General features: G+C 70.4%; 22 protein-coding genes. 8 read left to right on the top strand and 14 right to left on the bottom strand.

Translation table 11 applies throughout. The features are described from left to right. Nucleotides 1-9: 9 nt before the first annotated feature. Together O9Y01_RS10660 and O9Y01_RS10655 are read left to right on the top strand one after the other, a co-directional pair. Nucleotides 10-405, top strand: a complete 396-nt coding sequence (locus tag O9Y01_RS10660) for a Rieske (2Fe-2S) protein (protein ID WP_269631573.1) — start codon at nucleotides 10-12, stop codon at nucleotides 403-405. A 61-nt stretch (nucleotides 406-466) separates the two neighbouring features. Then, complete coding sequence (locus tag O9Y01_RS10655; RefSeq protein WP_442952746.1) at nucleotides 467-1,492, top strand: S49 family peptidase; 1,026 nt, start codon at nucleotides 467-469, stop codon at nucleotides 1,490-1,492. Between the two features lie 64 nt (nucleotides 1,493-1,556). On the opposite strand, the gene O9Y01_RS10650 is transcribed toward O9Y01_RS10655, so the two are convergent. From O9Y01_RS10650 to hemP, 5 genes are all read right to left on the bottom strand, one after another. After that, nucleotides 1,557-2,534, bottom strand: a complete 978-nt coding sequence (locus O9Y01_RS10650) for a choice-of-anchor A family protein (protein ID WP_269631572.1) — start codon at nucleotides 2,532-2,534, stop codon at nucleotides 1,557-1,559. 221 nt (nucleotides 2,535-2,755) lie between these two features. After that, nucleotides 2,756-3,544, bottom strand: a complete 789-nt coding sequence (locus tag O9Y01_RS10645) for a hypothetical protein (protein ID WP_269631571.1) — start codon at nucleotides 3,542-3,544, stop codon at nucleotides 2,756-2,758. Nucleotides 3,545-3,659: 115 nt separating this feature from the next. After that, nucleotides 3,660-5,102: an aldehyde dehydrogenase family protein gene (locus tag O9Y01_RS10640; RefSeq protein WP_442952745.1), complete on the bottom strand. Its 1,443-nt coding sequence runs from the start codon at nucleotides 5,100-5,102 to the stop codon at nucleotides 3,660-3,662. A gap of 166 nt (nucleotides 5,103-5,268) precedes the next feature. Continuing rightward, nucleotides 5,269-6,606 carry a DUF2325 domain-containing protein gene (locus O9Y01_RS10635; protein ID WP_269631570.1) on the bottom strand — a complete coding sequence of 446 codons (1,338 nt, stop codon included), beginning with the start codon at nucleotides 6,604-6,606 and terminating at the stop codon, nucleotides 5,269-5,271. Between the two features lie 195 nt (nucleotides 6,607-6,801). Next, nucleotides 6,802-7,005, bottom strand: a complete 204-nt coding sequence (gene hemP / locus O9Y01_RS10630; protein ID WP_269631569.1) for a hemin uptake protein HemP — start codon at nucleotides 7,003-7,005, stop codon at nucleotides 6,802-6,804. 163 nt (nucleotides 7,006-7,168) lie between these two features. Here hemP and bfr point away from each other — a divergent pair, with 163 nt between their 5' ends. Together bfr and O9Y01_RS10620 are read left to right on the top strand one after the other, a co-directional pair. Next, the gene (bfr, locus tag O9Y01_RS10625; protein ID WP_183103034.1) at nucleotides 7,169-7,636 is read left to right on the top strand and encodes a bacterioferritin; all 468 of its coding nucleotides are present in this window, start codon (nucleotides 7,169-7,171) and stop codon (nucleotides 7,634-7,636) included. 121 nt (nucleotides 7,637-7,757) lie between these two features. Next, the gene (locus O9Y01_RS10620) at nucleotides 7,758-8,003 is read left to right on the top strand and encodes a (2Fe-2S)-binding protein (protein WP_269631568.1); all 246 of its coding nucleotides are present in this window, start codon (nucleotides 7,758-7,760) and stop codon (nucleotides 8,001-8,003) included. An 82-nt stretch (nucleotides 8,004-8,085) separates the two neighbouring features. Here the strand turns inward: O9Y01_RS10620 and O9Y01_RS10615 are convergent, their stop codons facing one another. The 7 genes from O9Y01_RS10615 to O9Y01_RS10585 form a co-directional block, all read right to left on the bottom strand. Beyond that, a complete protein-coding gene (locus O9Y01_RS10615; protein ID WP_269631567.1) occupies nucleotides 8,086-9,330 on the bottom strand; it encodes a hypothetical protein in 1,245 nt (414 codons plus the stop codon). Nucleotides 9,331-9,335: 5 nt separating this feature from the next. After that, a complete protein-coding gene (locus tag O9Y01_RS10610; RefSeq protein WP_269631566.1) occupies nucleotides 9,336-10,076 on the bottom strand; it encodes an outer membrane lipoprotein-sorting protein in 741 nt (246 codons plus the stop codon). 19 nt (nucleotides 10,077-10,095) lie between these two features. Continuing rightward, nucleotides 10,096-11,316, bottom strand: coding sequence for an ABC transporter permease (locus O9Y01_RS10605; RefSeq protein ID WP_269631565.1), 1,221 nt, complete (start codon nucleotides 11,314-11,316; stop codon nucleotides 10,096-10,098). Further along, a complete protein-coding gene (locus O9Y01_RS10600; protein WP_269631564.1) occupies nucleotides 11,313-12,044 on the bottom strand; it encodes an ABC transporter ATP-binding protein in 732 nt (243 codons plus the stop codon). Before O9Y01_RS10600 ends, O9Y01_RS10605 begins: the two co-directional genes overlap by 4 nt. Continuing rightward, on the bottom strand, nucleotides 12,041-12,688 hold the full coding sequence (locus O9Y01_RS10595; RefSeq protein ID WP_269631563.1) for a hypothetical protein: 648 nt from the start codon (nucleotides 12,686-12,688) through the stop codon (nucleotides 12,041-12,043). The genes O9Y01_RS10600 and O9Y01_RS10595 overlap by 4 nt, the downstream gene beginning before the upstream one ends. Nucleotides 12,689-12,902: 214 nt before the next feature. Then, the gene (locus tag O9Y01_RS10590) at nucleotides 12,903-13,325 is read right to left on the bottom strand and encodes a hypothetical protein (protein WP_269631562.1); all 423 of its coding nucleotides are present in this window, start codon (nucleotides 13,323-13,325) and stop codon (nucleotides 12,903-12,905) included. A gap of 51 nt (nucleotides 13,326-13,376) precedes the next feature. Continuing rightward, on the bottom strand, nucleotides 13,377-13,724 hold the full coding sequence (locus O9Y01_RS10585) for a hypothetical protein (RefSeq protein ID WP_269631561.1): 348 nt from the start codon (nucleotides 13,722-13,724) through the stop codon (nucleotides 13,377-13,379). A 206-nt stretch (nucleotides 13,725-13,930) separates the two neighbouring features. Between O9Y01_RS10585 and O9Y01_RS10580 the strand changes: the two genes are divergently transcribed. The 3 genes from O9Y01_RS10580 (at nucleotide 13,931) to O9Y01_RS10570 (ending at nucleotide 17,852) form a co-directional block, all read left to right on the top strand. After that, nucleotides 13,931-15,556, top strand: a complete 1,626-nt coding sequence (locus O9Y01_RS10580; protein WP_269631560.1) for a gamma-glutamyltransferase family protein — start codon at nucleotides 13,931-13,933, stop codon at nucleotides 15,554-15,556. A 317-nt stretch (nucleotides 15,557-15,873) separates the two neighbouring features. Next, nucleotides 15,874-17,244, top strand: coding sequence for an MFS transporter (locus O9Y01_RS10575; protein WP_269631559.1), 1,371 nt, complete (start codon nucleotides 15,874-15,876; stop codon nucleotides 17,242-17,244). After that, on the top strand, nucleotides 17,241-17,852 hold the full coding sequence (locus O9Y01_RS10570) for a GNAT family N-acetyltransferase (protein ID WP_269631558.1): 612 nt from the start codon (nucleotides 17,241-17,243) through the stop codon (nucleotides 17,850-17,852). The genes O9Y01_RS10575 and O9Y01_RS10570 overlap by 4 nt, the downstream gene beginning before the upstream one ends. Before the next feature lie 9 nt (nucleotides 17,853-17,861). Here the strand turns inward: O9Y01_RS10570 and ugpQ are convergent, their stop codons facing one another. After that, nucleotides 17,862-18,611, bottom strand: coding sequence for a glycerophosphodiester phosphodiesterase (ugpQ, locus tag O9Y01_RS10565; RefSeq protein WP_269631557.1), 750 nt, complete (start codon nucleotides 18,609-18,611; stop codon nucleotides 17,862-17,864). Between the two features lie 364 nt (nucleotides 18,612-18,975). Here ugpQ and O9Y01_RS10560 point away from each other — a divergent pair, with 364 nt between their 5' ends. Next, on the top strand, nucleotides 18,976-22,878 hold the full coding sequence (locus O9Y01_RS10560) for a DUF3683 domain-containing protein (RefSeq protein WP_442952744.1): 3,903 nt from the start codon (nucleotides 18,976-18,978) through the stop codon (nucleotides 22,876-22,878). Nucleotides 22,879-23,526: 648 nt separating this feature from the next. Here O9Y01_RS10560 and O9Y01_RS10555 read toward each other — a convergent pair. Beyond that, nucleotides 23,527-24,537, bottom strand: coding sequence for a Bug family tripartite tricarboxylate transporter substrate binding protein (locus tag O9Y01_RS10555; RefSeq protein ID WP_269631555.1), 1,011 nt, complete (start codon nucleotides 24,535-24,537; stop codon nucleotides 23,527-23,529). Nucleotides 24,538-24,730 lie beyond the last annotated feature (193 nt).

The following is a 24,730-nucleotide window of genomic DNA, read 5'->3' as shown; positions in this document are numbered from 1 at the left end:
ACCCCATCCATGGACTCCAGCGACAAGACCCCCACCGGCGATGGCCTGCCTCTGTGCGACTCCGCCGCGCTGCAGGAGCGCGGCAAGGCGCACTGCTTCGAGGTGCTGCAGTACGGCCAGCCGGCCAGCGCCTTCGCCCTGCGTTTCGAAGGCCAGGCCGTGGCCTACCTGAACCGCTGCGCGCATGTGCCCACCGAGATGGACTGGCAGGAAGGCGAATTCCTGGACAGCGACAAGCGCTACATCATCTGCTCCATCCACGGCGCCGTGTACGACCCGCTCAGCGGCCGCTGCGTGACCGGCATGTGCGGCCGCATCGGTCTGCACAAGATCGAGGTGCAGGAGCGGGAAGGCAAGGTCTATTGGTATCCTAGCCGCGACACCAAGCCCGCTTTCGAGGACTGAGCCCGCCCATCACATCCCCCGGGCCGGCAGCCTGCACAGGCCCTCGCATCCAATACCCGCCATGAATCCCAACGACGAACCGCCGCGCATCCTGCCGGATGCCACGGCCCGCCCCGAAGACATGCTCAAGGCCCAGGCGCCCGAGCCCGCGCGCGCCGAGGCGCCGGCAGGCTACGAGCCGCTGCTGGCCCAGTTCGCCCAGGACTACCTGCGCGACCGCCGCGCCGAGCGCCGCTGGCGCACCTTCTTCCGCCTGCTGTGGCTGAGCCTGGTGCTGTTCGTGTTCTGGGCCCTGTTCTACCAGCCTCACCACGTCACGGCGCCGAACACGCCGCACACGGCATTGGTCGAGGTGCGCGGCGAGATCTCGGCGGACACCGAGGCCAGCGCCGAGCTGATGCTCTCCGCCCTGCGCAGCGCCTTCGAGGACCAGGGCGCGCAGGCCGTGGTGCTGCGCATCAACTCGCCCGGCGGCAGCCCGGTGCAGGCGGGCATCGTCTATGACGAGATCCAGCGCCTCAAGGCCAAGCATGGCAAGAAGGTCTATGCCGTGGTCGAGGAGATCTGCGCCTCCGGGGCCTACTACATCGCCGCCGCGGCCGACGAGATCTTCGTGGACAAGGCCAGCATCGTCGGTTCCATTGGCGTGCTGATGGACGGCTTCGGCTTCACCGGCCTCATGGACAAGCTCGGCATCGAGCGCCGCCTGCTCACCGCCGGCGAGAACAAGGGCATGCTGGACCCCTACAGCAAGGAGAACCCGCGCCAGAAGGCCTATGCCCAGGCCATGCTGGACCAGATCCACCGCCAGTTCATCGCCGTCGTGCGCGAAGGCCGCGGCGACCGCCTCAAGGAAACGCCCGAGATGTTCTCCGGCCTCTTCTGGAACGGCGAGGAAGCGGTCAAGCTGGGCCTGGCCGACGGCCTGGGCAACCTCGACTTCGTGGCCCGCGAGGTGGTCAAGGCCGAGGAGGTCATCGACTACACCCCGCGTGACAACGTGGCCGAACGCCTGGCCAAGCGCTTCGGTGCGGCGATGGGCGAGGGCGCGGTGAAGGCCCTGCGCCAGCTGCCCGCCATCCACTGACAAGGCATCGCCCCATGAAGAAGGCCCTCCAGCGGAGGGCCTTCGTGCTTCTGGCGCCGTGGGGTCAGGTCTTGCTGCGCCGGCGCGCGACCAGCGCGGCCGCCGCCGCGGCCAGGGCCGCGAGCCAGCCGGCCTGGGGCTCGGGCACCTGGTGGCCGTCCTGCGGCTTGGGCGTCGGGGTGAAGGGCTCCCAGCCGATCTCGAAGGCCTGGGAGATCGAGGCCCCGATCACCGTGCCTTCCACATGGCCCTGGCCGTAGAGCTCGGCCTTGGGCGCCAGCACGCTGCCGTCCACCCAGCCCAGCTTCACGCGGTTTGCCTTGGCCAGGTTGAACAGCACCTTGCCCTGCGCTTCCTGCACGGGCTTGAAGCCGCTGAAGCCGCCGGTCAGCTGCACGTCGCCTTCGTTGAGGATGTTGATCACCACCCAGGCGTCCGCCGCCACGTTGCTGAGCGTGAGGCTGGGCATCACCCAGCTGCCGCCCAGCTTGTTCTTGCTGCCCAGCAGGATGTCGAACACCTCGACGGCCCCGGCCTTGCCGCTGCCGCTCAGGCTGATGTCGCTCCAGGGCTGGGCCACGGTGCCGGTGCTGGCCAGCGTGGCCAGTGAGCCGGACAGCGCCGTCAGCTGGTTCTGCGCCGCCTTGAAGTCCACCACGCCGCTGATCTTGGGCTCTGCACGGAGGTCCAGGTAGCTGGACGAGCCCTTGTTCTGGCCGCCGAAGACGCCATAGCTGTTGCCGTAGTGGGCGAGTGCTGGATCCCAGGGCACCAGATTGCCTTCGCCGGCGCTGCTGTCCTTCACGGAGCCGGGCGCCGCCGAGTAGATCCGGCCATTGGTGAACTTCACGTCTCCGCCCACCACCAGCGCCGGGCCCGTGCTGCCGGCCGGTGCGCGATAGCCCACGCTGAGCCCGTTGGCCGTCAGCGAGCCGCCGACGGCCAGGCGGCCTTCCACGTCATTGGCGGCCTTGACGTCGCCGAAGATGAAGGCGCTGTACTGGGCGGCCACGCCCAGATCGATGAGCGGTGCGGCACTCACGCCTTGTGCCACTATCAGACCAGTGAGGCCGGCCGCCCAGCCCAGGTGCCGGCGCGCCCTCGCTCCCAACCCTCGCTTCTCTTGCATGATTTCCCTTCAACGTCCTTGGCAGATTTGCCTTTGTAGATGCGGGCGGATTCTAGGAAGCGAGGTTTTGCAGACCATCCCCGCGAACAGGGTGGTATGCAATTGGTTTGCCTTGTTTGTGCGATTTGCACGGTTCAGGGCGTACCGACCGGCTGGGCCGCGGCCGGGGCGGGAAAGGCCGGCGGCGAGGCGCTGAGGCGGTCCAGCAGCAGCAGGTGGTCGTAGTCCGCGTTGTCCAGGACATGGAGGCCGGCGGCCCGGTCGCGGGCCTCGGGGCTGGGCCCCAGCGCCAGCGGGCCGCAGGCCGGCGTGCAGATCCAGGCCTGCGAGGGCAGGCGATGGCCGATCAGCACATGGGTCATGCGGCGCTGCAGCAGGGAGCCCGCCGGTGCGACAGTCTGGACGCTGAAGCGCGTGCCACCCGGGGATTTGCGGGCGTGGAGGTTGCCGGCCAGGGCCAGCACGAAGGCCCCGGCGGGCGCGCGGTCCAGCTCGCGGGCCAGGGCCCGCTCGTAGTCCGCCGCGTCCTGCGGCGGGTCGACGGGCACAAAGCCGGCGAGGGTGAGTCGCCCCTGGGATTGCAGCGACTGGAGGGTCCTGACCAGCTGCAGCATGGCCTGGGAGGTCCGGCCGTCCTGGAAGCCCGTGCGCCAGACGGGATCTGGCGCCTCCAGTGCCGCCGGCTGCAGCTCCAGGGCCACCCACAGCGGACGCCGGCCGGCGAACTCGTCGGCCAGGCGGCCTGCCAGGCATTCCACCAGGGCAGGCACCTCGACGCTGCCGTGGATCTCGCCCAGGAAGAGCCCGTCGGTCTTCAGCAGAGGCGCCAGGGCTTCAGGACCTGGGCAGTCGACGGCCGCAGCGCGGGCGGGCAGGGCGCACAGCGCGGCCAGGGCCAGGGAGGCGAGCAGTGGGAGCTTCATCAGGTGCGTGAATCATGGGCGTTAGGGGCCCGCATCATCGCACCCAGCCAGGCCCGAACCTGAAGCGGGTCTGAAGCGGGCCGGAGGCGGGCCCGCTCCAGGTCTGCAAGGGCCTTCAGGGCTGCACGTACGCCGTCTTCACCGTGGTGTAGAACTCCGCCGCATAGCTGCCCTGCTCGCGCGGGCCCATGCTGGAGCCCTTGCGGCCGCCAAAGGGCACGTGGTAGTCCACGCCCGCCGTCGGCACGTTGACCATGACCATGCCGGCCTGGGCGTGGCGCTTGAAGTGGCTGGCGTACTTCAGCGAGGTGGTGCAGATGCCCGCGGCCAGGCCGAAGGGGGTGTCATTGGACAGGGCCAGGGCGTGCTCGTAGCTGTCCGCCGGCAGCACGCTGGCCACGGGGCCGAAGATCTCCTCGCGGCAGTGCTGCATGCCGTTGTCGCAGTCGGCGAAGAGGGCGGGCTGGAGGTAGAAGCCGGGCTTGTCCAGCTGCAGGCGCTCGCCGCCGCAGACCAGGCGGGCGCCCTCGGCCTTGGCGATGTCGATGTAGCGCAGGTCCTGGGCCAGCTGGGCTTCGTCGACCACGGGGCCGATCTGGGTCTGCGGGTCCAGGGCATCGCCCACGCGCAGGGCACGGGCGGCCTCGCCCAGTGCCTGCACGAAGCGCGGGTAGATGCCCTTCTGCACGATGATGCGCGAGGACGCCGTGCAGCGCTGGCCCGTCGAGAAGAAGGCGCTTTGCAGCACCGAGTTCACGGCCACGTCAAGGTCGGCGTCATCCAGCACGATGCAGGGGTTCTTGCCGCCCATCTCCAGCTGGAAGCGCGCGCCGCGAGCCACCGCGGCCTGCGCCACACGCTGGCCCGTGCCCACCGAGCCCGTGAAGCTGATCGCCGCCACCCGGCGGTCGTCCAGCAGGGCCTGGCCCACCTGGGAGCCGGGACCCATCACCAGGTTGAAGACGCCGGCCGGCAGCCCGGCGCGGCTGATGATCTCGGTCAGGGCCCAGGCCGAGCCGGGCACGAGGTCGGCCGGCTTCAGCACCACGGTGTTGCCGAAGGCCAGGGCGGGAGCGATCTTCCAGGCCGGAATCGCCGCGGGGAAGTTCCAGGGCGTGATCAGACCGACGACGCCGACGGGCTCGCGGGTGATCTCCACCTCCACGCCGGGGCGCACCGAGGCGAGCTTCTCGCCGCGCAGGCGCAGGGCTTCCTGGGCGAAGAACTTGAAGATGGCGCCGGCCCGGGCCACCTCGCCGATGCCCTCCGGCCGGGTCTTGCCTTCCTCCCGGGACAGCAGGGTGCCCAGCTCCTCCTTGCGGGCCAGGATCTCGCTGCCGATGCGGTCCAGGGCATCCGCGCGGACCTGCGGGCTGCTGAGGCCCCAGGCCGGCGCGGCCTCGGCGGCGGCGGCGATGGCGCGTTCGGCCAGGGCGGCGTCGGCCTGGGCATAGCGGCCGATCACATCACGGGTGTCGGAAGGGTTGAGGTTGTCGCGCAGGCGCGGGCCGTCCAGCCATTCGCCGCCGATGTAGAGAGGGTGCAGGGGTGCGCTCATGGGCTTGTCTCGCAGGGTTTGATGTGAATATTGTAGATATATTTGAAAGACTGCGTGGTCCCACATCATGCAGCGGCAGCTCCTGGCGCACCAGCGGTCGGATCAAGGCCAGCGGCGGCTTGTCCCGCCGGCTGCCTTGGTCTGCTTGGGGCGGCTTGGGGGCTGCTCAGGGCGGGGCGGCGGTGATCGAGGGCGAGATGGCGCCGCCCTCGGGCCCGGCCGGGCCCGCCAGCTGGCTCAGGGCCCGCACCAGGCCGCTGCGGCTGGGCTGGTCCACGAAGACGCAGCGCTTGCCATGGCGCTTGCAGTGTTCCTTGACGCGCCAGTAGGCGTCATGGCTGATGCAGCCGGTCTGGCAGATCACCAGGTCCGCCGCGGCCAGGGTGGCGTCCAGCTGGGTGACCGCGTGCTCCTCACCGCCGTCATGGTGCAGGAAGCGGGCGCCGCGGGCCTCGATGAGGCGGCGGTAGACCGGCACGGTGGCCGCGCGGCCGCCCACGCACAGCACGGACCGGTCCTCCAGCGGCACGGGCGCGGCGGGCAGGGCCGGCTCCGGCTGCGCCTGGGCCGGCTCGGCAGGCGGGGGATCGGCAGGGCGGGCGGCCTCCTGCTGGGCCTGGCGCAGCTCGCGGCGCAGGCGCTGCAGGGCCTGCTCCAGCTGATGGATGCGGGTCTGGCTCTCCAGCAGCTGGCGCTCGCGGACCAGGGCCTGGCGCAGGGCGGGCTGGGTGGCGTGCAGGGTGTCCAGCTCGGTCTGCAGGGCGGCCAGGCGGCTGTCGCGCAGCACCAGCTCGGCCCGATGGCGCATCTGCTGGGCCAGCAGGTCCTCGATGCGGCGGTCGCGTTCGGCGATCAGCTGGGTGCTGCGCTGCTGGGCCCGGCCGAGTTCGGACGCGAGCACGCCGTTCTCATGGGCCAGGGCCTGGATGCGCTGCAGGTCCGCCCGGTGCGAGCTGCCCACCTGGTGCTGGAGCATGTGGATGTCCTGCAGCACCTCGTCCTGCAGCAGGCCGTCGCAGCGCGGATGGCTCAGGGTCGCCCACAGGCCCCCGGCGACCTCCGCACCGGCGGCTGCCTCGCGCCACCAGTCGCGCAGCTGCAGCGTGGTCTTGAGGCGGCTGGCCTGGCGCACGGCGAGGGCATAGCGATGGTCCAGCTCGCGGTGGAGCAGCTCGGCAATGCGGCCGCGCTGCCGGCATTCGTGGATGGCACCGCAGTGCAGCTCGTAGTCCTGCACCAGGGCCTCGCCGCCCAGGGCCTTGCCGATGCGCTTGCGCAGCACCGCCAGGGGCAGGCAGGCGCCGATCACGGGGCACAGGGCCTGGGAGGGCAGCTCCCAGAGCCGGCGCCGCCGCGATCCCAGCAGGTGGTTGGGCACGGCCAGCTGCGGCGGCGCGGCGGCCAGCGAGGCCGGCGTGTCCGCGCCGTCGTGAGGCTCGTGGCCGCGGGTCGGCCGGGCGGTGGGCGTCGTCGCGCCCAGCGGGGCGAAGGCGGGGTCACACATGGGGGGCCTCCCCGATGGCATCCAGGCGGAAAGGGGACCGGTGCAAGGACCGGTGCAGGGCGGGCAGGCATCCAGGCGTCGGCATGCGCGGCTCCAGTCAGGGCGCCAGGGCCGGACAGGGGCCGGACGGGCGCGAGGGTGGGTGGAGGCTGGCGTTGGCTGGCGGATGGGGGGCGGGGTGCTCCCGGCCGGGGCTTACTTGGTGAGGATCAGCTTGCCCAGCTGCGTGAGGCGCAGGCGGTAGAGCTGGCCCGCATGCTCGATCTCGAGCTCGCGGTCCTGGCCCAGCAGGTCCCGGCTCTGCAGGCGGCGCGGGGCCGGGCCGGCGGCGCCGTCGGCTGGCAGGGGGGGAGACGCCCGGCGGGGCTCCGTGGAAAGGGTGGGGGCTGGTTTGTCCATGGCTGAATCATAAATGCGAATAATTCGCAATTGCAAGCTGTCAAGGTTTGCAGGCGCTGGCATGCACAGGCCCTGCGCTGGGGCCACAATCGGCCTTCGCGCTGGCCCGCCCGGGCTGGCTGCCCCAGAACAATCGCACCAGAACACCGCACAGGAGCCCGCCATGAAAGGTGATGCCAAGGTCATCGAGTACCTCAATGCCCAGCTGAAGAACGAGCTGACGGCCATCAACCAGTACTTCCTGCATTACCGCATGCTCAAGAACTGGGGCCTGGAGCGCCTGGCCAAGCATGAGTACGAGGAGTCCATCGAGGAAATGAAGCACGCCGACAAGCTGATGGACCGCATCCTGACGCTGGAAGGCCTGCCCAATCTGCAGGACCTCGGCAAGCTCTACATCGGCGAGAACGCGGTCGAGGTGCTGCACTGCGACCTCAAGATCGAGACCGGCTCCCACCCCCTGCTGAAGGAAGCCATCGCCTACTGCGAGAGCGTGCGGGACTACGTCTCCCGCCAGGTGCTGGAGGAGATCCTGGCCGACACCGAAGGCCATATCGATCACCTGGAGACGCAGATCGAGCTGGTCGCCCAGCTGGGCGAGCAGAACTGGCTGCAGTCCCAGATGGGCTGAGGCTGGCGGGGCTGACGGGGCCGTGAAAAGGCCCCAGGCGCGATGGTGGTTTGTAATTGAGAAACGTTCGCGTTTGCGTTACGATCTGGCCAACGCTTCGCCACTGCCTTGCCAAGCCACCATGATCGTCTGCCTCTGCCACCGAGTTTCCGACCGCGACATCCGCCGTGCCGTGGCCGAGGGCACCCGCAATTTCGAGGTGCTGCAGGACGAGACCCGGGCGGCTTCCGCCTGTGGCGCCTGCCACGACTGCGCCCGTGAGGTCTTTGACGAAGCCCTGGCCCAGCACGCCCCCGTGCCGGTGCAGTTGATGGAACCGCTGGCCCAGACCCGCCGCGTGATCCAGCTGGCCCGCGTGGCCGCCTGAGCCTCGCCCCAGCGCTTCACGCCAGGAAGAGCCGGACCCCAGGTCCGGCTTTTTTCATTGACGACGCGCCGCCCGCAGGTGCTCAGAACGCCCAGGTCGCCGAGGCATAGGCCAGGCGGCGTGTGGGCAGCTGGGCGATGACGCTGTCTGCCGGTCCCGACCATTGACGCAGGCCGGCCTGCAGGTTCCAGCGATCCCCCTGCCAGGCCACCGAGCCGGTGACGATGCGCCCGCCGTCCTGGGGCGACCACAGCACGTCGCCCGCCCAGCTCCAGGCCCCCTCCGTCCAGCTGAGCCGGGCGAAGACGTTGTGCTGCTGCAGGCTGCTGTTGCCGAAGCCCTGGGTCTGCCAGGCCAGGTTGCCAGCCAGGGCCGCGCGCAGCGGCGCCGGCGCGGTGAGCGCCTGCTGGTTCAGCTGAGCGCCGCGCTCGCGCCAGGCGGCCCAGTCGGCGCGGGACAGCGCCTGCGAGTCCCACCAGTACTCCAGCAGCAGGCTCAGCTGCGTCTCCGTGGTCCAGGTGCCGCCCAGCAGCAGCTGGCTGCTGCCGGACTGCACCTCGCGCCGCCAGGGCAGGGTGGGGCTGGGCAGTGCGGCCTGCGGATCGGCTCGCCAGACCCGGCAGCGAGCGTTCATGCGGGCCGAGCCGTGCAGCTCCAGGGCATCGCTGGCGACGACGGAAAAGGCGGCGCCCACGCTGGCGTGCTGCTCGCGGCCCAGGCGTGCGAAGCCGTGCCAGTCCCAGGCGCCGGCGTGCTGGTAGAGCCGCAGCGCCAGGGCCTCTTCGTCCCCGCCTTCGCCGTCCTGGCGGCCCGGGTTGACCCACACCAGGCTCCACGCGGTCTCCGCGCTGAAGTGCTCCACCTGCAGCAGGGGCCGGCCGCGGCTGTAGCTGCCGACCAGGGTGCGGCGCTCCTCCTGCGCGACCATGTCATTGGGGCGGAAGGCATAGCCCACGTCCCAGCTGACCAGCTTGCGTCCCAGGCTGTACTGCAGGCCCGACGCACCGCCCCAGTCGCCCGAGGCGTACAGCTCGTTGACCGCCGCACGGCTGCTGGCGGCCGCGTGATCGCGCTGCAGGTGCTGGGCATAGAGCGAGGCGTTGACGGGGCCGCTGCGGGCCTTCCATTCGGCTTCCAGCAACAGGCTCTGCCGGGCCGTGGTGTTCATGCCGGGCTGCAGGGCGTCGGCCTGGGCCAGCGAGCCCATTGCGCTGCGCTGCATGGCCTGGCCCTGGCTGCGCAGCTGCAGGCTGCTCTCGTCCAGCGACTGGGCCTGCGCGGCGAGCGAGGCCAGGGCCAGCATCGAAAGCAACAGGGGGCGGGACATGCGCGTCATTCGAGGTTGGGGCTGCGCGCCAGGAACATGGGGTTGAACCAGGCTTCGGGCGCCTCCCGGTTCTTGCGGGCGAGGTAGCGGACCAGGGTCTGCTTGCGCTGCGAGAGCGCGTCCTGCAGCAGCATCTCGCTGATCAGCTGGCCGTTCTTCTCGTAGCGGAACTCGGCAGTCTTGGCGAGCTTGTCGGACTGCACATAGAGCTCGGCCCGCAGCGGCTCGTGCCGGGCCTTGCCCACCCACAGCACGATGCGCTGATAGCTCACGCCCTTGCGCGTGGCCTGCAGGCCCAGCTTGAGACAGGGCTGCTCGCCACAGCGCTCCTCGCCCTGCAGCTCGCCGCTGTAGTCCTCGCTCCAGGACAGCGTGGCCACGTCGCCGGTGGAGGCGTCGCCCAGCAGCTTCTGCAGGGGCGTGATGCGCAGGGGGCGCTGGCTGGAGGGCATCAGCAGCCAGAAGTCGTCGCCCAGCATCAGCACCTTCTGACCCTTCTCGGCGGGGCTCTGCATCAGGACCAGGGAGCGGTGATCGGTCTGGGTCAGCACGGTGTAGCGGCGTTCCTTGTCGAGACTGCCGTCGGCATTGAGCACGCGGACCTCGGTGTCGACCTGCTGCTGCTTCGCGCCGCCGCTGCGGAAGGCGTCGGCGGTCTTCAGCACAGCGGCGGCGTCCAGCGCATGGACCGCGGGCGAGAGCAGCAGCGCGCCCAGCAGGGAGGTGAACAGAGCCTGAGGCTTCATGAGCGTTCCTTTGCGTTGTTCAGACATGGGCCAGGGCCTCGACCACCGGCTGGTGCACCGTGCGGCGGGCGACGAAGGCGGCGCTGAGGCCGGTCAGCACGAGCATGGCCAGCAGGGTCCAGGCATAGAGCGAGCCATCGATGGCGATGTTCAGTGGATAGCCCTTGTTGGAGCCCGGCGGCGGCGGCATGTTCACCGGCACGACCAGCAGCAGGACGCTGATCCCGAAGGCCAGCAGGGCCCCCAGCAGTGCGCCACCGCCGCCCAGCACGAGGCCTTCCAGCGAGAGCGCGGTCAGCAGCTGGCGCGGCGTGGTGCCCAGCGCGCGCAAGGTGCCGATCTCCCGGGTGCGCTCGATGATGGCCATGGCCATGGCATTGGCCACGACGAACAGCACGATCAGCGCAATGATCAGGCCCAGGGCGCCGAAGATGCGGTTGTAGAGGTCGCGCACCGCCCGGTAGAAGGTGGCCAGGTCGAGCCAGGTCTTGACCTTCAGCGAGCCGTGTGCGGCCTGCAGGCGCTGCTGCAGCGGGGCGGTGCTGGGCATGTCCTTGAGGAAGACGCCCAGGGTGGAGACGCGGTCGGTGGCCAGCAGGGCCTGGGCGCTGGGCAGGTCCACGTAGACCAGGCGCTTGTCCATCTCGGCGATGCCGGTGGACACCACGCCGCGCACCGTCACGTCCACCGCATTGAGCGCGCCGGCCGTGGTGCTGGCCAGCAGGGTCAGGCTGCTGCCGGGCTCGGCCTTGAGGCTCTTGGCCAGGCCCTCGCCCAGCATCACCACCAGGCGCTCGCGGCTCATGATGACCTCGCCGGACTTCACCTGCAGGAAGGGGCCCTTGACGGCGAACTCGGCGTCGGCATCGATGCCGTTGGCCACCATCACGGTGGACTTCTCGCCATTGGAGATCAGCCCGGTGAACTCGACCCGTGGCAGCACCTGCCGCACCTCGGGCTCCAGCAGCACCTGGGTGCGCAGCGCCTGCCAGTCGTCCAGGCCGTGCTGCAGGGGCACGTCCTCGTCCTGGCTGAACTGGGCGGGCGTGCCCAGCACCAGGTGTCCGGTACTGCGGGCGGAGGACTGGGCCAGGCTCTCATAGGTGAAGAGGGCGAAGCCGCCGGCCAGCAGCAGGCCCGCCGTGCCCAGGGCGGCGATGGCCAGGGTCACGGCCGAGCGCCGCTTGTTGCGCAGGGCGTTGAGCCAGGCGAAGTGCATCCATTTCATCAGCGCTTTCATGCGGCGAGCTCCTCGTGAGCCAGGGCGTCAGGGGTGGCGGCGGTCGCAGGGACGATGCGGCCGTCCAGCAGGCTGATCACGCGGTCGCAGCGCCGCGTCAGCCTGTCGTCGTGGGTGGCGATGAGAAAGGCCGCGCCTGCCTCGTGCGCCAGGCTGCGCATGAGGCCCAGCACCTGCTCGGCGGTGTGCGAGTCCAGGCTGGCCGTGGGCTCGTCGGCGATCACCAGGCTGGGCCGCTTGACCAGGGCGCGGGCCATGGCCACGCGCTGGCGCTGACCGCCGGACAGCGCATCCGGCCGGTGCGCCGCATGCTCGCTCAGGCCCACCTGGGCCAGCGCCTCGGCCACCCGCTCACACCGCTGGGCGGCCGGCACGCCGGCGAGGAACAGGGGGTAGTCGACGTTCTCGGCCACCGTCATCACCGGCACCAGATTGAAGCTCTGGAACACGAAGCCGATGGTGTCTCGGCGCAGCAGGGTGGAGGCCAGGACCTGGCGGGCGTCGACCGCCTGGCCGTGCAGCAAGACCTGACCCTCATCGGGGCTGTCGATCAGGCCGCAGAGGTTGAGGATGGTGCTCTTGCCGCTGCCCGAGGGGCCGGTGAGGGCCAGGAGCTCGCCGGCGCGCACGTCCAGGTCCACGCCCTGCAGGGCGGGCACCACATGCGCGCCCAGCCGGTAGGTCTTGCGCACGCCGCGCAGGGCCATGACGGTGCAGTCGGCGCTCACTTGGCGTCCTTCAGGGCGGCCTGCGCCTCGGTGGCCTGGGGCAGCTGGCGCTCGATGACCTGCTGGTAGAGGGACCGCGCCCGCTCGCCCTGCTTGGCCTGCGAGGCCTGGCGGGCCGCACGCATCAGGACGGCGCCCTGGAAGCCGGCGGGCGCCTTGTCGAACAGCGGGCTGGCCAGGATCTCGTCCAGCAGCTGGCGGCCGCGTGGGCCGCGATTGAACATGTCGGGCAGACCCAGGAAGGTGTTGGCCGCGACGAAGCGCGTCTGCAGGCTCACCGCCGTGCCCTGGTAGAGCGCCTGGTCATGGGCCGGGCCCAGCAGAGTGAGGGCCTTGTCGATCTGGGCCAGGCCGTCCTCGGCATAGCTCATCTTCTTCCAGGGCGCCCAGGCATCACGGGCCTTGAGCGTGGTGGCCGCGCCCGCATAGCTCATCAGCAGGGGGTGGCCGGGCTCTGCCTTGAGCAGGGCCTGGAACTGCTCCAGGCTGGCTTGCGTGGCGTCCGAACTGCCGTGGGTGGCGGCCATGAACTGGCCGATGGCCGTCTGCGTGGCGGGCTCGGGCAGGGCTTGGGCGGCCAGCGAGACACTCAGCGCGAGGGTCAGGGGCAGGCAGCGGGCGAGGCGGAGAAGCGAGCGGGGCATGGCGTCCTCATGTCGGGGTTGGAACATGGGACGCAGCGTAGGGATCCGGGCGCGCCGGTGCGAGACCGCCGCGACGGGCCGTCGCGGCATGCCGCGAAACGCCCGCCAGACGGCGCGAGATGCAGCGCCGCCAGACAAGAAAAAAGCCGGCACGAGGTGCCGGCTGAAGGCGGCGCGAGCCGCCAGGACATTCCGCAGGGTTCAGGGATGAGGCTTACTTCTTGGCAGCCTCGGTCTTGTTGTCAGTCTTGGCGGCGGCAGCGGGCGCTGCGGTCGGGGCCGGCGTGGCGGCAGGGGCGGGCTTGGCCTCAGCAGCCGGGGCGGCTTCCTTGGCGCCGTCCTTGTGGCTCATCTTGTGCCCTTCCTTGTGGGCCGCCTTGTGGCCATCCTTGTGACCGTCCTTGTGCATGGGCTTGGCTTCAGCGGCCGGGGCTGCCGGCGTGGCGGGCGTCGCGGCGCTGGCCGCGGTGGCCACAGGCTTGGTCATCGGGGCGGCCGTGGCCGGCGCGGTGGCGGGGCTGGTGGCCGCGGGCTTGGCGGCCGGCGTGGCCGGAGCCGCGGTAGTGGCCGGGGCCTGTGCAAAGGCGGCACCGCTCAGGGCCAGCAGGGAAGCGATCAGGGTGGTCTTGGCGTTCATGGTCAGTTCCTTGTCGTGAGTGAAGGAGAGTCAGGTGTCAGGGCGGAGATCTCAGCTCTTGGGCTGGGTCTGCGCCGGCTGGGCCGGGGTCGCTGCGACGGGGGCGGGGCTGGCCTTGGGGGCGGCAGCCGGCGCGGTCACAGCCGCAGCGGGCGTCGGCGTCGGGGTGGCAGCGGTCGCGGCGGGGGTGCTCGCCGTCGCGGTGCTGGCCTTTTCCGAAGTCGTGGTGGCCTTTTGTGAGGGCTGCGCACTTTCGGTGCTAGCAGTGCTGGTGGCGGCCTTCGCGGCGCTCACGGTGGCAGCCGGTGCTGCGCTCGTCCCTGGTGCTTGCTGGGCCGTCGCGACGGCGGCGATCAGGGCCAGCATCGTGGGGATCAGTGCAGTCTTCAGTGCTTTCATCTGGGGGCTCCAGGGTTGGTGAACTTGTGCCTCCACAACGAGGCCTGGAACGTGGCAGTTGACGGTCCCTCGCGCAATTTCAAAGCGTTACAACTCTGTTGCGAATCCGCTGCAGCGCCTGCGGCCGGGCGGACCAGGGGTCAGGTCTTGCCTTTTCCGGCTTGTGTCACCGGATGCCAGAATCGCCGCCAGCACAGGAGACCGGCATGACGCATTCCTTTGATTGGCACAACCCCTACGCCAGCACGCGCAGCCCCGTGTTCGCGCGCAATGTGGTGTCGACCTCCCACCCGCTGGCCGCACAGGCGGGCCTGCGCATGCTGGCGGCGGGCGGCAATGCGGTGGATGCGGCCGTGGCCTGCGCCGCGGTGATGACGCTGGTGGAGCCCTGCAGCAACGGCCTGGGCTCGGATGCCTTCTGCATCCTCTGGGACGGGCAGCGCCTGCACGGCCTCAATGCATCGGGCCCCGCGCCCCAGGCCTGGACGCCCGACCACATCCGTCGCAAGTACGGCTGCACGGGCGACGCCATGCCCAGGCGCGGCTGGGGCGGCGTGACCGTGCCGGGCGCCGTGGGGGCCTGGATGGCGCTGAGCGAGCGCTTCGGCCGCCTGCCCTTCGAGGACCTGATGGCGCCGGCCATCGAGATTGCCGAGCGCGGCTACGCAGTGCCCGTCATCGTGCAGGGCAAGTGGGCCCTGGCCGCCGCGCTGGAGGAGTTGACGAGCCAGCCCGGCTACGCGGAGGCCTTCCTGCCGCGCGGCCGCGCGCCCGCGGTGGGCGAGCTCTTCCGCTTTCCCGGCGCTGCCCGCAGCCTGCGCCTGATTGCGAAGACCAGGGGCGAGGCCTTCTACCGTGGCGAGATCGCCGCCGCGCTGGCCGCCTTCTCTCGCGAGACCGGCGGGGACCTGACCGAGGCCGACATGGCCTCGTTCAGTCCGCAATGGGTCGACCCCATCCAGCAGCGCCATGCCGGCCACGAGCTGCACGAGATCCCGCCCAACGGCCAGGGCATCGCGGCCCTCATTGCGCTGGGCATCCTGCAACACACCGGCTACCGCGACCACGGGCCTGACGACGCTGCCGGCCTGCACCTGCAGATCGAGGCCATGAAGCTGGCCTTTGCCGATGTCTACCGCTACGTGGCCGAGCCCGCCGCCATGGACCGCAGCGTCGAGGCCCTGCTGGACCCGCGCTACCTCGCCGGGCGCGCCGCGCTGATCGACCCGCAGCGGGCGCAGGACTTCAAGCCCGGCAACCCGGTCCGGGGCGGCACCATCTACCTCACTGCGGCAGACGAGCGCGGCATGATGGTCAGCTTCATCCAGAGCAACTTCATGGGCTTCGGCTCCGGCCTGGTGCTGCCGGGCTATGGGGTCTCGCTGCAGAACCGCGGGCACTGCTTCACGCTGGCGGACGGCCACCCCAACCAGGTGGCGCCGGGCAAGAGGCCCTTCCACACCATCATTCCGGCCTTCCTGACCCGCGAGGGCCAGGCGCAGATGAGCTTCGGCGTGATGGGCGGCAACATGCAGCCCCAGGGCCATCTGCAGACCCTGGTCCGCATGCTGGACCACGGCCAGCAGCCGCAGGCCGCCTGCGACGCGCCGCGCTGGCGCTTCAATGCCGGCCGCTCCCTCAATGTGGAGCCGCACATGGCGCCGGCCACCATCGCCGCGCTGGCGCAGCGGGGTCACGAGATCGGCGACATCCACGACAGCTACCAGGACTTCGGCGCCGGCCAGTTCATCTGGCGCCTGGGCGACCCGGCGGTCGAGGGCTACGCGGCCGCCAGCGATCCGCGGCGCGACGGCGCGGCCGTGGGCTTCTGAGCTGCGGGCCCCTGACCATCGGCACTGCAGGAACAGGGGACATTGTGCGAAGCTCGGCCGCCTGTGCTTGTGGAGCCCCGAGGGCCGCTGCTAGCATCCACGGACTCCCCATCTCTCCAGCAGGACGCCCCATGACCAAGCTGCTCGACCGCACCCGACGACGCACCCGCCGTGCGGCCTCGGCGCGTCCGTGCGTGCCGGGGCGAGGTTGCGTGCCGATCTGACTCGGCCCTCGCGCAGCCGTTCTTCCTATCCTGCAGGCCCGCCCATCCGCGGGCAGACGCCCGCGCCACGAGCGCCGGCCATCGGAGACTTTCATGCAAGCCCAAGCCACTGGCTGGCTGGACCGGATCAAGCAAGCCCTGACCCTCCCCGAGGGCGACCTGCTGCGCGACCGGGTGTACCGCCGGCTCTGGACCTCCATCCTGATCAGCTCCCTCGGCGGGCAGATCACCCTGCTCGCGCTGCCCCTGACGGCCGCCGTGCTGCTCAATGCCACGCCCACGCAGATGGGGCTGCTGACCTCCATGGAGATCGTGCCCTTCGTGCTGTTCTCGCTGCCGGGCGGTGTGTGGCTGGACCGCGTGCGCAAGCTGCCGGTCTACATCGTCGGCGAGGCCGTGCTGGGCCTGGCCGTGGGCACCGTGCCCGTGGCCACCTGGATGGGCTGGCTCACGATGAGCTGGCTCTATGTGGTCGGCTTCATCCTGGGGACCATCTACACGATCGCCGGCAGCGCTGCGCAGATCGTGCTGACCCAGGTCGTCACCCGTGACCGCCTGGTGGAGGCGCACGCCAAGAATGCGCTGGCCTCGTCCGGCGCCGAGGTGGTGGGCCCGGGCATCGCCGGGGCGCTGATCAAGCTGCTGGGCGCGCCCATGGCCCTGGCGGCGGACGCCTGCCTGGTGATGGTCTCCGCCCTGATCCTGCGCGGCATCCGCGTGCGCGAGGAGCTGCACCACGTCTCGGGCGCCGACTTCTGGCGCGACCTCAAGGCGGGCGTGCGCTTCGTCCGCCACCAGCAGCTGCTGGTGGCCCTGGCCTGCGCCGTGGGCGGCTGGCAGTTCTTCTACAACGCCGCGCTGGTGGTGCAGATCCTCTTCGCCACGCGCACGCTGGGCCTGTCCGGCGAGACGGTGGGCCTGTGCTACGTCGCCCTGGGCGCGGGTACGGTGATCACCAGCGTGCTGGGCCACCGCATCAGCAAGCGCCTGGGGCCCGGCCCCAGCCTGATCGGCGGCTTCGCGGTCTGCGGCCTGGGCTGGCTGACGCTGGGCCTGGCGCCGGTCGGCGCCCTGGGCGTGGCGGCGTTTGCGGCCATGCTCTTCGCCTTTGGCGTCGGGGCGGTGCTCATCTTCATCAACTTCCTGTCGCTGCGCCAGGCGGTCACGCCCGCGCCCCTGCTGGGTCGCATGACCAGCACCATGCGCTGGCTGATCCTCATCCCCGCCGGCCCCGGCGCCCTGCTGGGCGGCTGGCTGGGCGAGCACGTGGATCTGCGCGCTTCGCTGCTGTTCGCCGGCGTCGGCGGTCTGCTGCTGAGCGCGCTGGTGTGGCGCCTGGGCACGATCCGCAACGTGGCGGTGCTGCCGGTGCTGCAGGACCTGGGGACCGAGTCCACCCTCGGTGCCGAGGCCCAGCCGGGCCTGCTGCCCGAGGTGGGCGCGCAGGGGGCGGCGGCCAAATGAGTGACGCACCGATGAACGCCACGCCCGCTCCCGCCGTGCCGCCGCGGGTCCTGCTCAAGGTGCCCGAGGAGCTGAGCAGCGAACGCCTGGTGCTGCTGTCCGCCCGCGCGGGCCTGGGCCAGGCGGTGTGCGCCGCGGTGGTGGAGTCTTTCGAGCAGCTCAAGCCCTGGATGCCCTGGTGCCAGGAGCCCCCCACGGTGGAGGGCATGGAGGCGGTGATGCGCCAGATGCAGGCCCGCTTCATCCTCCGCGAAGACCTCTGCTACTACTTCTTCCGCCGGGGCGAGGACGGCCGCCCCGGCCGCCTGCTGGGCGGCTGCGGTCTGCACCGCATGGACTGGGACCTGCGCCGCTTCGAAATCGGCTACTGGGTGCGCAGCACGGCCCAGGGGCAGGGCTATGTCAGCGAGATGGTGCAGCTGCTGGGCCGCCTGGCCTTCGAGCAGCTGCGCGCGCGGCGCCTGGAGATCCGCTGCGACGCCCGCAATGCCCGCAGCCGGGCCGTGGCCGAGCGCAACGGCTTCACGCTCGAGGCGGTGCTGCGCCACGCCATGCTGGGCGTGGATGGCGAGCCGGCGGACCAGTGCATCTACACGCGCTGGCCCTGAAGACCGCGGTCAGCGGGCAGGATCCAGGCGGTCGACCGCGTCGGTGATCAGCCCGTCCAGGCCGTCGGCGCGCAGGCGCTGGGCCGTCGCCTCGTCATTGACCGTGTAGACCAGGGCCCGCATGCCGGCCGCATGGAGGGCCTCGATCCGCGCCCGGTCCATCAGCCGGTAGTTGGTGATGACGGCGCAGCAGCCCAGGGCCTGCGCTTCGGTGAGCCAGCTGTCGCGGTGCTGGTCCAGCAGCAGGGCGCGGCGCTCGTCCGGGGCGCTGGCGCGCACGCCTGCGAGGGCCTCGGGCTGAAAGGAGCTGAAGACTGGCCGCAGGCGCTGGCCCTTCCACAGCCGTGTCACCTCGCGGCCCAGCACCTCGCCGGTCTCGCGGGCCTGGCCTGGGTTGGGCTTGAGCTCGATGTTGATCGCGAGCTGGTTGGCGATCAGGAAGGCCGCGATGGCCTCCAGCGAGGCGATGGGCTCGCCCGCGTGGTGCAGGCTGTGCCAGCCGCCGGCGTCCAGTCTGGAGAGCTGACTCCAATCCAGCGCCCCGGCGGGCCCGTGGCCGCTGCTGGTGCGGTCCAAGTCATCGTCATGCAGCAAGAAGGGCACGCCGTCCCGCGAAAGCTTGAGGTCGCACTCGAAGGCCCGGTAGCCGAAACCGGCGCCGGCCCGGAAAGCGGCCAGGGTGTTCTCCGGCGCCAGGCGTCCGGCGCCGCGGTGGGCGATCCAGAAGGGCAGGGGCCAGGGGGTGGAGGCTGGGTTCATGGCGGCGCTGCGGTGAAGTGCTGTCCCATTCTGCAGGCTCAGCGCCCGGGCTGAACAGCCCCGTGCCTCCAGGGGCGATGCCCTCGGCGGCGGCTGTGCGCATGGTGCACTGCGGTAGGATTCAGGCCCGATGCCAAGTCAGGGCGCGCGGCTCCCATGCGGAGCAGCTGCCCCTGTGCCGGCGCCGGGCCATCGGGCGCGATCCGCCCGGGGCCTCGGCGGGGTGGGTCGGGAAAAGGGCGCAGGCGCCTGCCCATGCGGGCCTCCGGGCCGGGCAAGACCTGACACCCACGTTCCAGCCACGCCCGGGGCGGCCTCGCAGCCGCCGCGGACAACCCAGGGCCCCCGGGAGGGCCCGGACGCCATGAATGCACCGCATCCCCTGATGCCTGAGATCCTGGACCCTGTCGTCGCGCACGAGGCCCCCCGCCTGCGCGAGATTCCCTACAACTACACCTCCTTCTCCGACCGCGAGATCGTGATCCGCATCCTGGGCGCCCGCGCCTGGGACCTGCTGAACTCGCTGCGCGAGGAGCGCCAGACGGGCCGCTCCGCCCGCATGCTCTATGAGGTGCTGGGTGACGTCTGGGTGGTGCAGCGCAATCCCTATCTGCAGGACGACCTGCTGGACAACCCGCGCCGCCGCGGCCAGCTGATCGAGGCCCTGCACCACCGCCTGCATGAGGTCGAGCGCCGCCGCAAGCCCGAGGCCGACCCGCAGCGCGATGCCTCCGTGGGCGAGCTGCTGCAGCTCGCCGGTCAGGCCGTGCGCCAGTTCGCCGAGCAGTTCGAGGAGGTGGCCGAGCTGCGCCGCCGCGCCACCAAGGTCCTGGGCAAGCACACGGCCAAGGACAACATCAAGTTCGACGGCCTCTCCCGCGTGGCCCACGTGACGGATGCCACCGACTGGCGCGTCGAGTACCCCTTCGTCGTGCTGACCCCGGACAGCGAGGCCGAGATGGCGCGCCTGGTCAAGGCCTGCATCGAGCTGGGCCTGACCATCATCCCGCGTGGGGGCGGCACCGGCTATACCGGCGGCGCCGTGCCGCTGGTGTGGAAGAGCGCGGTCATCAACACCGAGAAGCTCGAGGCCCTGCGCGGCGTCGAGATGGTCCAGCTGCCGGGCCTGGACAGGCCCGTGGCCACCGTGTTCAGCGAGGCGGGCGTGGTGACGCAGCGCGTGTCCGACCTCGCCGAGCAGCACGGCTTCGTCTTCGCCGTGGACCCGACCAGCGCCGAGGCCTCCTGCGTGGGCGGCAACATCGCGATGAACGCGGGCGGCAAGAAGGCCGTGCTGTGGGGCACCGCGCTGGACAATCTCGCCAGCTGGAAGATGGTGACGCCCGAGGCCAAGTGGCTGGAGGTGATCCGCCTGAACCACAACCTGGGCAAGATCCATGACGTCGAGACCGCCAGCTTCGAGCTGCGCTACTACGACGCCTCGGGCAAGAAGCTGGAGCGCACCGAGCGCCTGGACATCCCCGGCAGGACCTTCCGCAAGGAGGGCCTGGGCAAGGACGTCACCGACAAGTTCCTGGCCGGCCTGCCCGGCATCCAGAAGGAAGGCTGCGACGGCCTGATCACCAGCTGCCGCTGGGTCGTGCACCGCATGCCCAAGCATGTGCGCACGGTCTGCCTGGAGTTCTTCGGCAATCCCAAGGACTGCGTGCCGTCCATCGTGGACATCAAGGACTTCATGTTCGCGGAGGCCAAGCACGAGGGCGGCGCCATCCTCGCGGGCCTCGAGCACCTGGATGACCGCTACCTCAAGGCCGTGGGCTACTCGACCAAGAGCAAGCGTGGCGGCCTCCCGAAGATGGTGCTGATCGGCGACATCGTCGGTGACGACGAGGACCGCGTGGCCCGCGCCACCAGCGAGGTCGTGCGCCTGGCCAACGGCCGCTCGGGTGAGGGCTTCGTGGCCGTCTCGGCCGACGCGCGCAAGAAGTTCTGGCTGGACCGCAAGCGCACCGCCGCCATCTCCAAGCACACCAACGCCTTCAAGGTGAACGAGGACGTGGTGATCCCGCTGCCCCGCATGGGCGAGTACACCCTGGGCATCGAGCGCATCAACATCGAGCTCTCGCTGCGCAACAAGCTGGCGCTGGTCGAGCGGCTCAAGACCTTCTTCCGCCAGGAGCGCCTGCCCCTGGGCAAGACCGACGACGCCAGCGAGATCCCCAGCGCCGAGCTGCTGGAGGACCGCGTGCAGCAGGCCCTCGCGCTGCTCGACGAGGTGGGGGCGCTGTGGCAGGGCTGGAAGGACGGCCTGGACGTGGTCCAGCCAGACAGCGGCCGCAGCTTCTTCGACCAGCTCCAGGACAAGAGCCTGCGCGCCTCCTGGAAGACGCAGATCTTCAAGCCCCTGCAGTCCGTGTTCGCCGGCGCGGCCTTCGCCGACATCCTGAGCGAGTGCAAGCGCATCCACCAGGAAGTGCTCAAGGGCCGCGTGTGGGTGGCCCTGCACATGCATGCCGGCGACGGCAATGTGCACACCAACATCCCGGTGAACTCCGACAACTACGAGATGCTGCAGACCGCCCACGAGGCGGTGGGCCGCATCATGAAGCTGGCGCGCTCGCTGGACGGCGTGATCTCGGGCGAGCATGGCATCGGCATCACCAAGCTGGAGTTCCTCACTGACGAGGAGCTGGCCGACTTCGCCCAGTACAAGGCCGACGTCGACCCCGAAGGCCGCTTCAACAAGGGCAAGCTGCTGCGCCCCAATGCCAGCACGCACGGCACCTTCGCGGACCTGACCAATGCCTACACGCCCAGCTTCGGGCTGATGGGGCATGAGTCGCTGATCATGCAGCAGAGCGACATCGGCGCCATCAGCGAGAGCGTCAAGGACTGCCTGCGCTGCGGCAAGTGCAAGCCGGTGTGCGCGACCCACGTGCCGCGCGCCAACCTGCTCTACAGCCCGCGCAACAAGATCCTGGCCACCTCGCTGCTGGTCGAGGCCTTCCTGTACGAGGAGCAGACCCGCCGCGGCGTCTCCATCAAGCACTGGGAGGAGTTCGAGGATGTGGCCGACCACTGCACGGTGTGCCACAAATGCGCGACGCCCTGCCCGGTGAAGATCGACTTCGGCGACGTCACCATGAACATGCGCAACCTGCTGCGCAAGATGGGCCAGAAGAGCTTCCGCCCCGGCAATGCCGCGGCCATGTTCATGCTCAACGCCACGAACCCCGAGACCATCAAGATGGCCCGCACGGCCATGGTGGGCGTGGGCTTCAAGGCGCAGCGCTTCGCGCACGACCTGCTCAAGGGCCTGGCCCGCAAGCAGACCGAGGCGCCGCGCGCCACGGTGGGCACCGCGCCCGTCAAGGAGCAGGTGATTCACTTCATCAACAAGAAGCTGCCTGGCGGCCTGCCCAAGAAGACGGCCCGCGCCCTGCTGGACATCGAGGACAAGGCCTACGTGCCCATCATCCGCGACCCGGGCAAGACGACCGTCGATTCCGAGGCCGTGTTCTATTTCCCCGGCTGCGGCTCCGAGCGCCTGTTCAGCCAGGTGGGCCTGGCCACGCAGGCCATGCTGTGGCATGCGGGCGTGCAGACCGTGCTGCCGCCGGGCTATCTGTGCTGCGGCTATCCGCAGCGCGGCTCGGGTCAGTTCGACAAGGCCGACAAGATGATCACCGACAACCGGGTGCTCTTCCATCGCGTCGCCAACACGCTGAACTACCTGGACATCAAGACCGTGGTCGTGTCCTGCGGCACCTGCTTCGACCAGCTGCAGGGCTACAAGTTCGAGGACATCTTCCCCGGCTGCCGCATCGTGGACATCCACGAGTACCTGCTGGAGCGTGGCATCACCCTGGACTCCAAGAAGGCCTACCTCTACCACGACCCCTGCCACTCGCCCATGAAGCAGCAGGACCCGATGAAGACGGTGCAGGCCCTGGTCGGCCCCGAGGTGGTCAAGAGCGAGCGCTGCTGCGGCGAGTCCGGCACCCTGGGCGTGACCCGGCCGGACATCTCCACCCAGATCCGCTTCCGCAAGGAGGAGGAGCTGCGCAAGGTCGAGACCCAGCTGCGCGATGCCGGCAAGGTCGGCACCCAGGAAGACCTCAAGATCCTCACCAGCTGCCCCAGCTGTCTGCAAGGCCTGAGCCGCTACGGCAACGACCTGCAGAACGGCCTGCTCGAAGCCGACTACATCGTCGTCGAGATGGCCCGCCAGATCCTGGGCGAGCAGTGGATGCCGGACTATGTGGCGCAGGCCAATGCCGGTGGCATCGAAAGAGTGTTGGTCTGATCCCCCCCCCTACGCGCTTCGCGCGCCCCCCCAGGGGGGCGAGGGCGGCTGCCCGGCGGAGCCGGATCAGCGCCCTCCGTGCGGGGCGAAAAGGCCCGGCTGCTGTGCAGCGGGCCTTTTCTTTTTCTGTGGGAGCGTTGGCGTTCGATGCATTGCCTTCAATCCGTTGTCTCTGACGCATGAGGCGTAGGGCGCATCCCTCTGGGGGAGCGAAAGACTTTGGCTGCTGCGACTGCGCCGTGAGCCATTTCGTTCTCAGCACGAGCGTTGTTGATCGACGCCGTGCTCAGTGCCTCGACTGGCCTCAGCCCCGCCCGCAGCTGGGCGCCTTGTGGGGTGCCGAGGAGCGCAGCGGGCCGGAGCAGCGCGCGTCAGCGCGCATCGTCATCTGACTGGGCGCGTTTGTTCGAGCGCAATGAGCGCAGCGAATGGAGCGAGTTACGCGCCCGCTCCGGGCCGCGAGCACCGCAGGGGAGCCGGCCTGCAGGGCCGGCCGCCCCACATGAAGCCCGGCTGCGGGCGGGGCTGAGGCCGGGCCGCGCCAGCCGTCGCATCGCTGACGACCCGTCGCTCCTGGCGCACCAGGCACCAGTCACCAGGTACCAGGCACCAGGCACTCCCCCAGGAGCGCTGCCGTCGGCGGGGGGGCTATTCAGCCGTGATGTGACGGGACTTGATGAGGGCGTGCCAGAACTCGGTCTCGCGCTGGATGTGGCGGGCGAGCGCGGCGCCGTCACTGGGGGCGACTTCGAGACCGAAGTCCTCGAGGCGGGCCTTCACCTCGGGCACGGCCAGGGCCTTCTGCAGCTCAGCGCCCAGGCGCTGGACGATGGGCTCTGGTGTGCCCTTGGGCACGAAAAGGCCTTGCCAGGCGGAGAGCTCGACGTCCTTGATGCCCAGCTCGGCGAAGGTGGGCACGTCGGGCAGGGCCGCCACGCGCCTGGCGGACAGCACGGCCAGGGGCTTGAGCTTGCCGCTGCGGAAGTGGGGCAGGGCGGCCGCGGTGTCCAGCACGCCCATGGGCACGACACCGGCCAGCATGTCCTGCGTGGCGAAGGCGGTGCCGCGGTAGGGCACGTGCACGATGAAGCTGCCGCTGCGCTCCTTGATCAGCTCCATCGCCAGGTGGTGGGGGCTGCCGATGCCCGGTGAGGCATAGCTGAACTTGCCGGGGTTCTTCTTCACCAGGTCCAGCCACTGCGTAGCGCTGCTGATGCCCGACTGCGCGTTCACGCTCAGCACCAGCGGGAAGCGGGCCATGAAGCCCACCGGCACGAAGTCGCTCACGGCGTAGGGCAGCTTGCGGAACAGCGCGCTGTTGAAGACCATCACGCCGTTGTCGCCACTGAGCAGGGTGTAGCCGTCAGGAGCGGACTTGGCGGCGTTGTCGGTGCCGATCTGGCCGGCGGCACCGGGCCGGTTGTCGATGACCAGGGTCTGGCCCAGCTGCTTGCCCAGCTGAGGCGCGAGCTGGCGGGCGAGGAAGTCCGAGCCACCGCCGGCCGGATAGGCCACCACCCAGCGGATGGGCTTGGCCGGCCAGCTGTCGGCCCGGGCGGCGGGCGCGGCCAGGCTCCACGCTGCCAGCGCGGCCATCATGCCCAGGGCGACGCGGCGGGAGAGGGCGGGGGCAAAGGTCGGCTGTGGGCGCGTGGGCATGGCATCTCCTGAGGGCTGGGTGCTGAGGGCAGGCGCGAGCTTGCCGCTGCACCTGGCGTGGATTCTGGCGCAGCTGGCCGGCGCCGGGCTGACGGCCCGCCTCAAAGGGCAAGTCCTGCCCCCCGCTGGGCGGCCTGGCCCTGGGGGATACTGACCGGCATCTCAGATGCCGACCCGCGGCAAGGACCCCGCC

It is taken from the genome of Pelomonas sp. BJYL3, assembly GCF_027257975.1.
In the GTDB taxonomy this organism is placed as follows: Bacteria; Pseudomonadota; Gammaproteobacteria; order Burkholderiales; family Burkholderiaceae_C; genus Roseateles_B; species Roseateles_B flavus.
The sequence above is the reverse complement of the archived record's forward strand: the minus strand, read 5'-3'. Positions and strand labels throughout refer to the sequence as shown.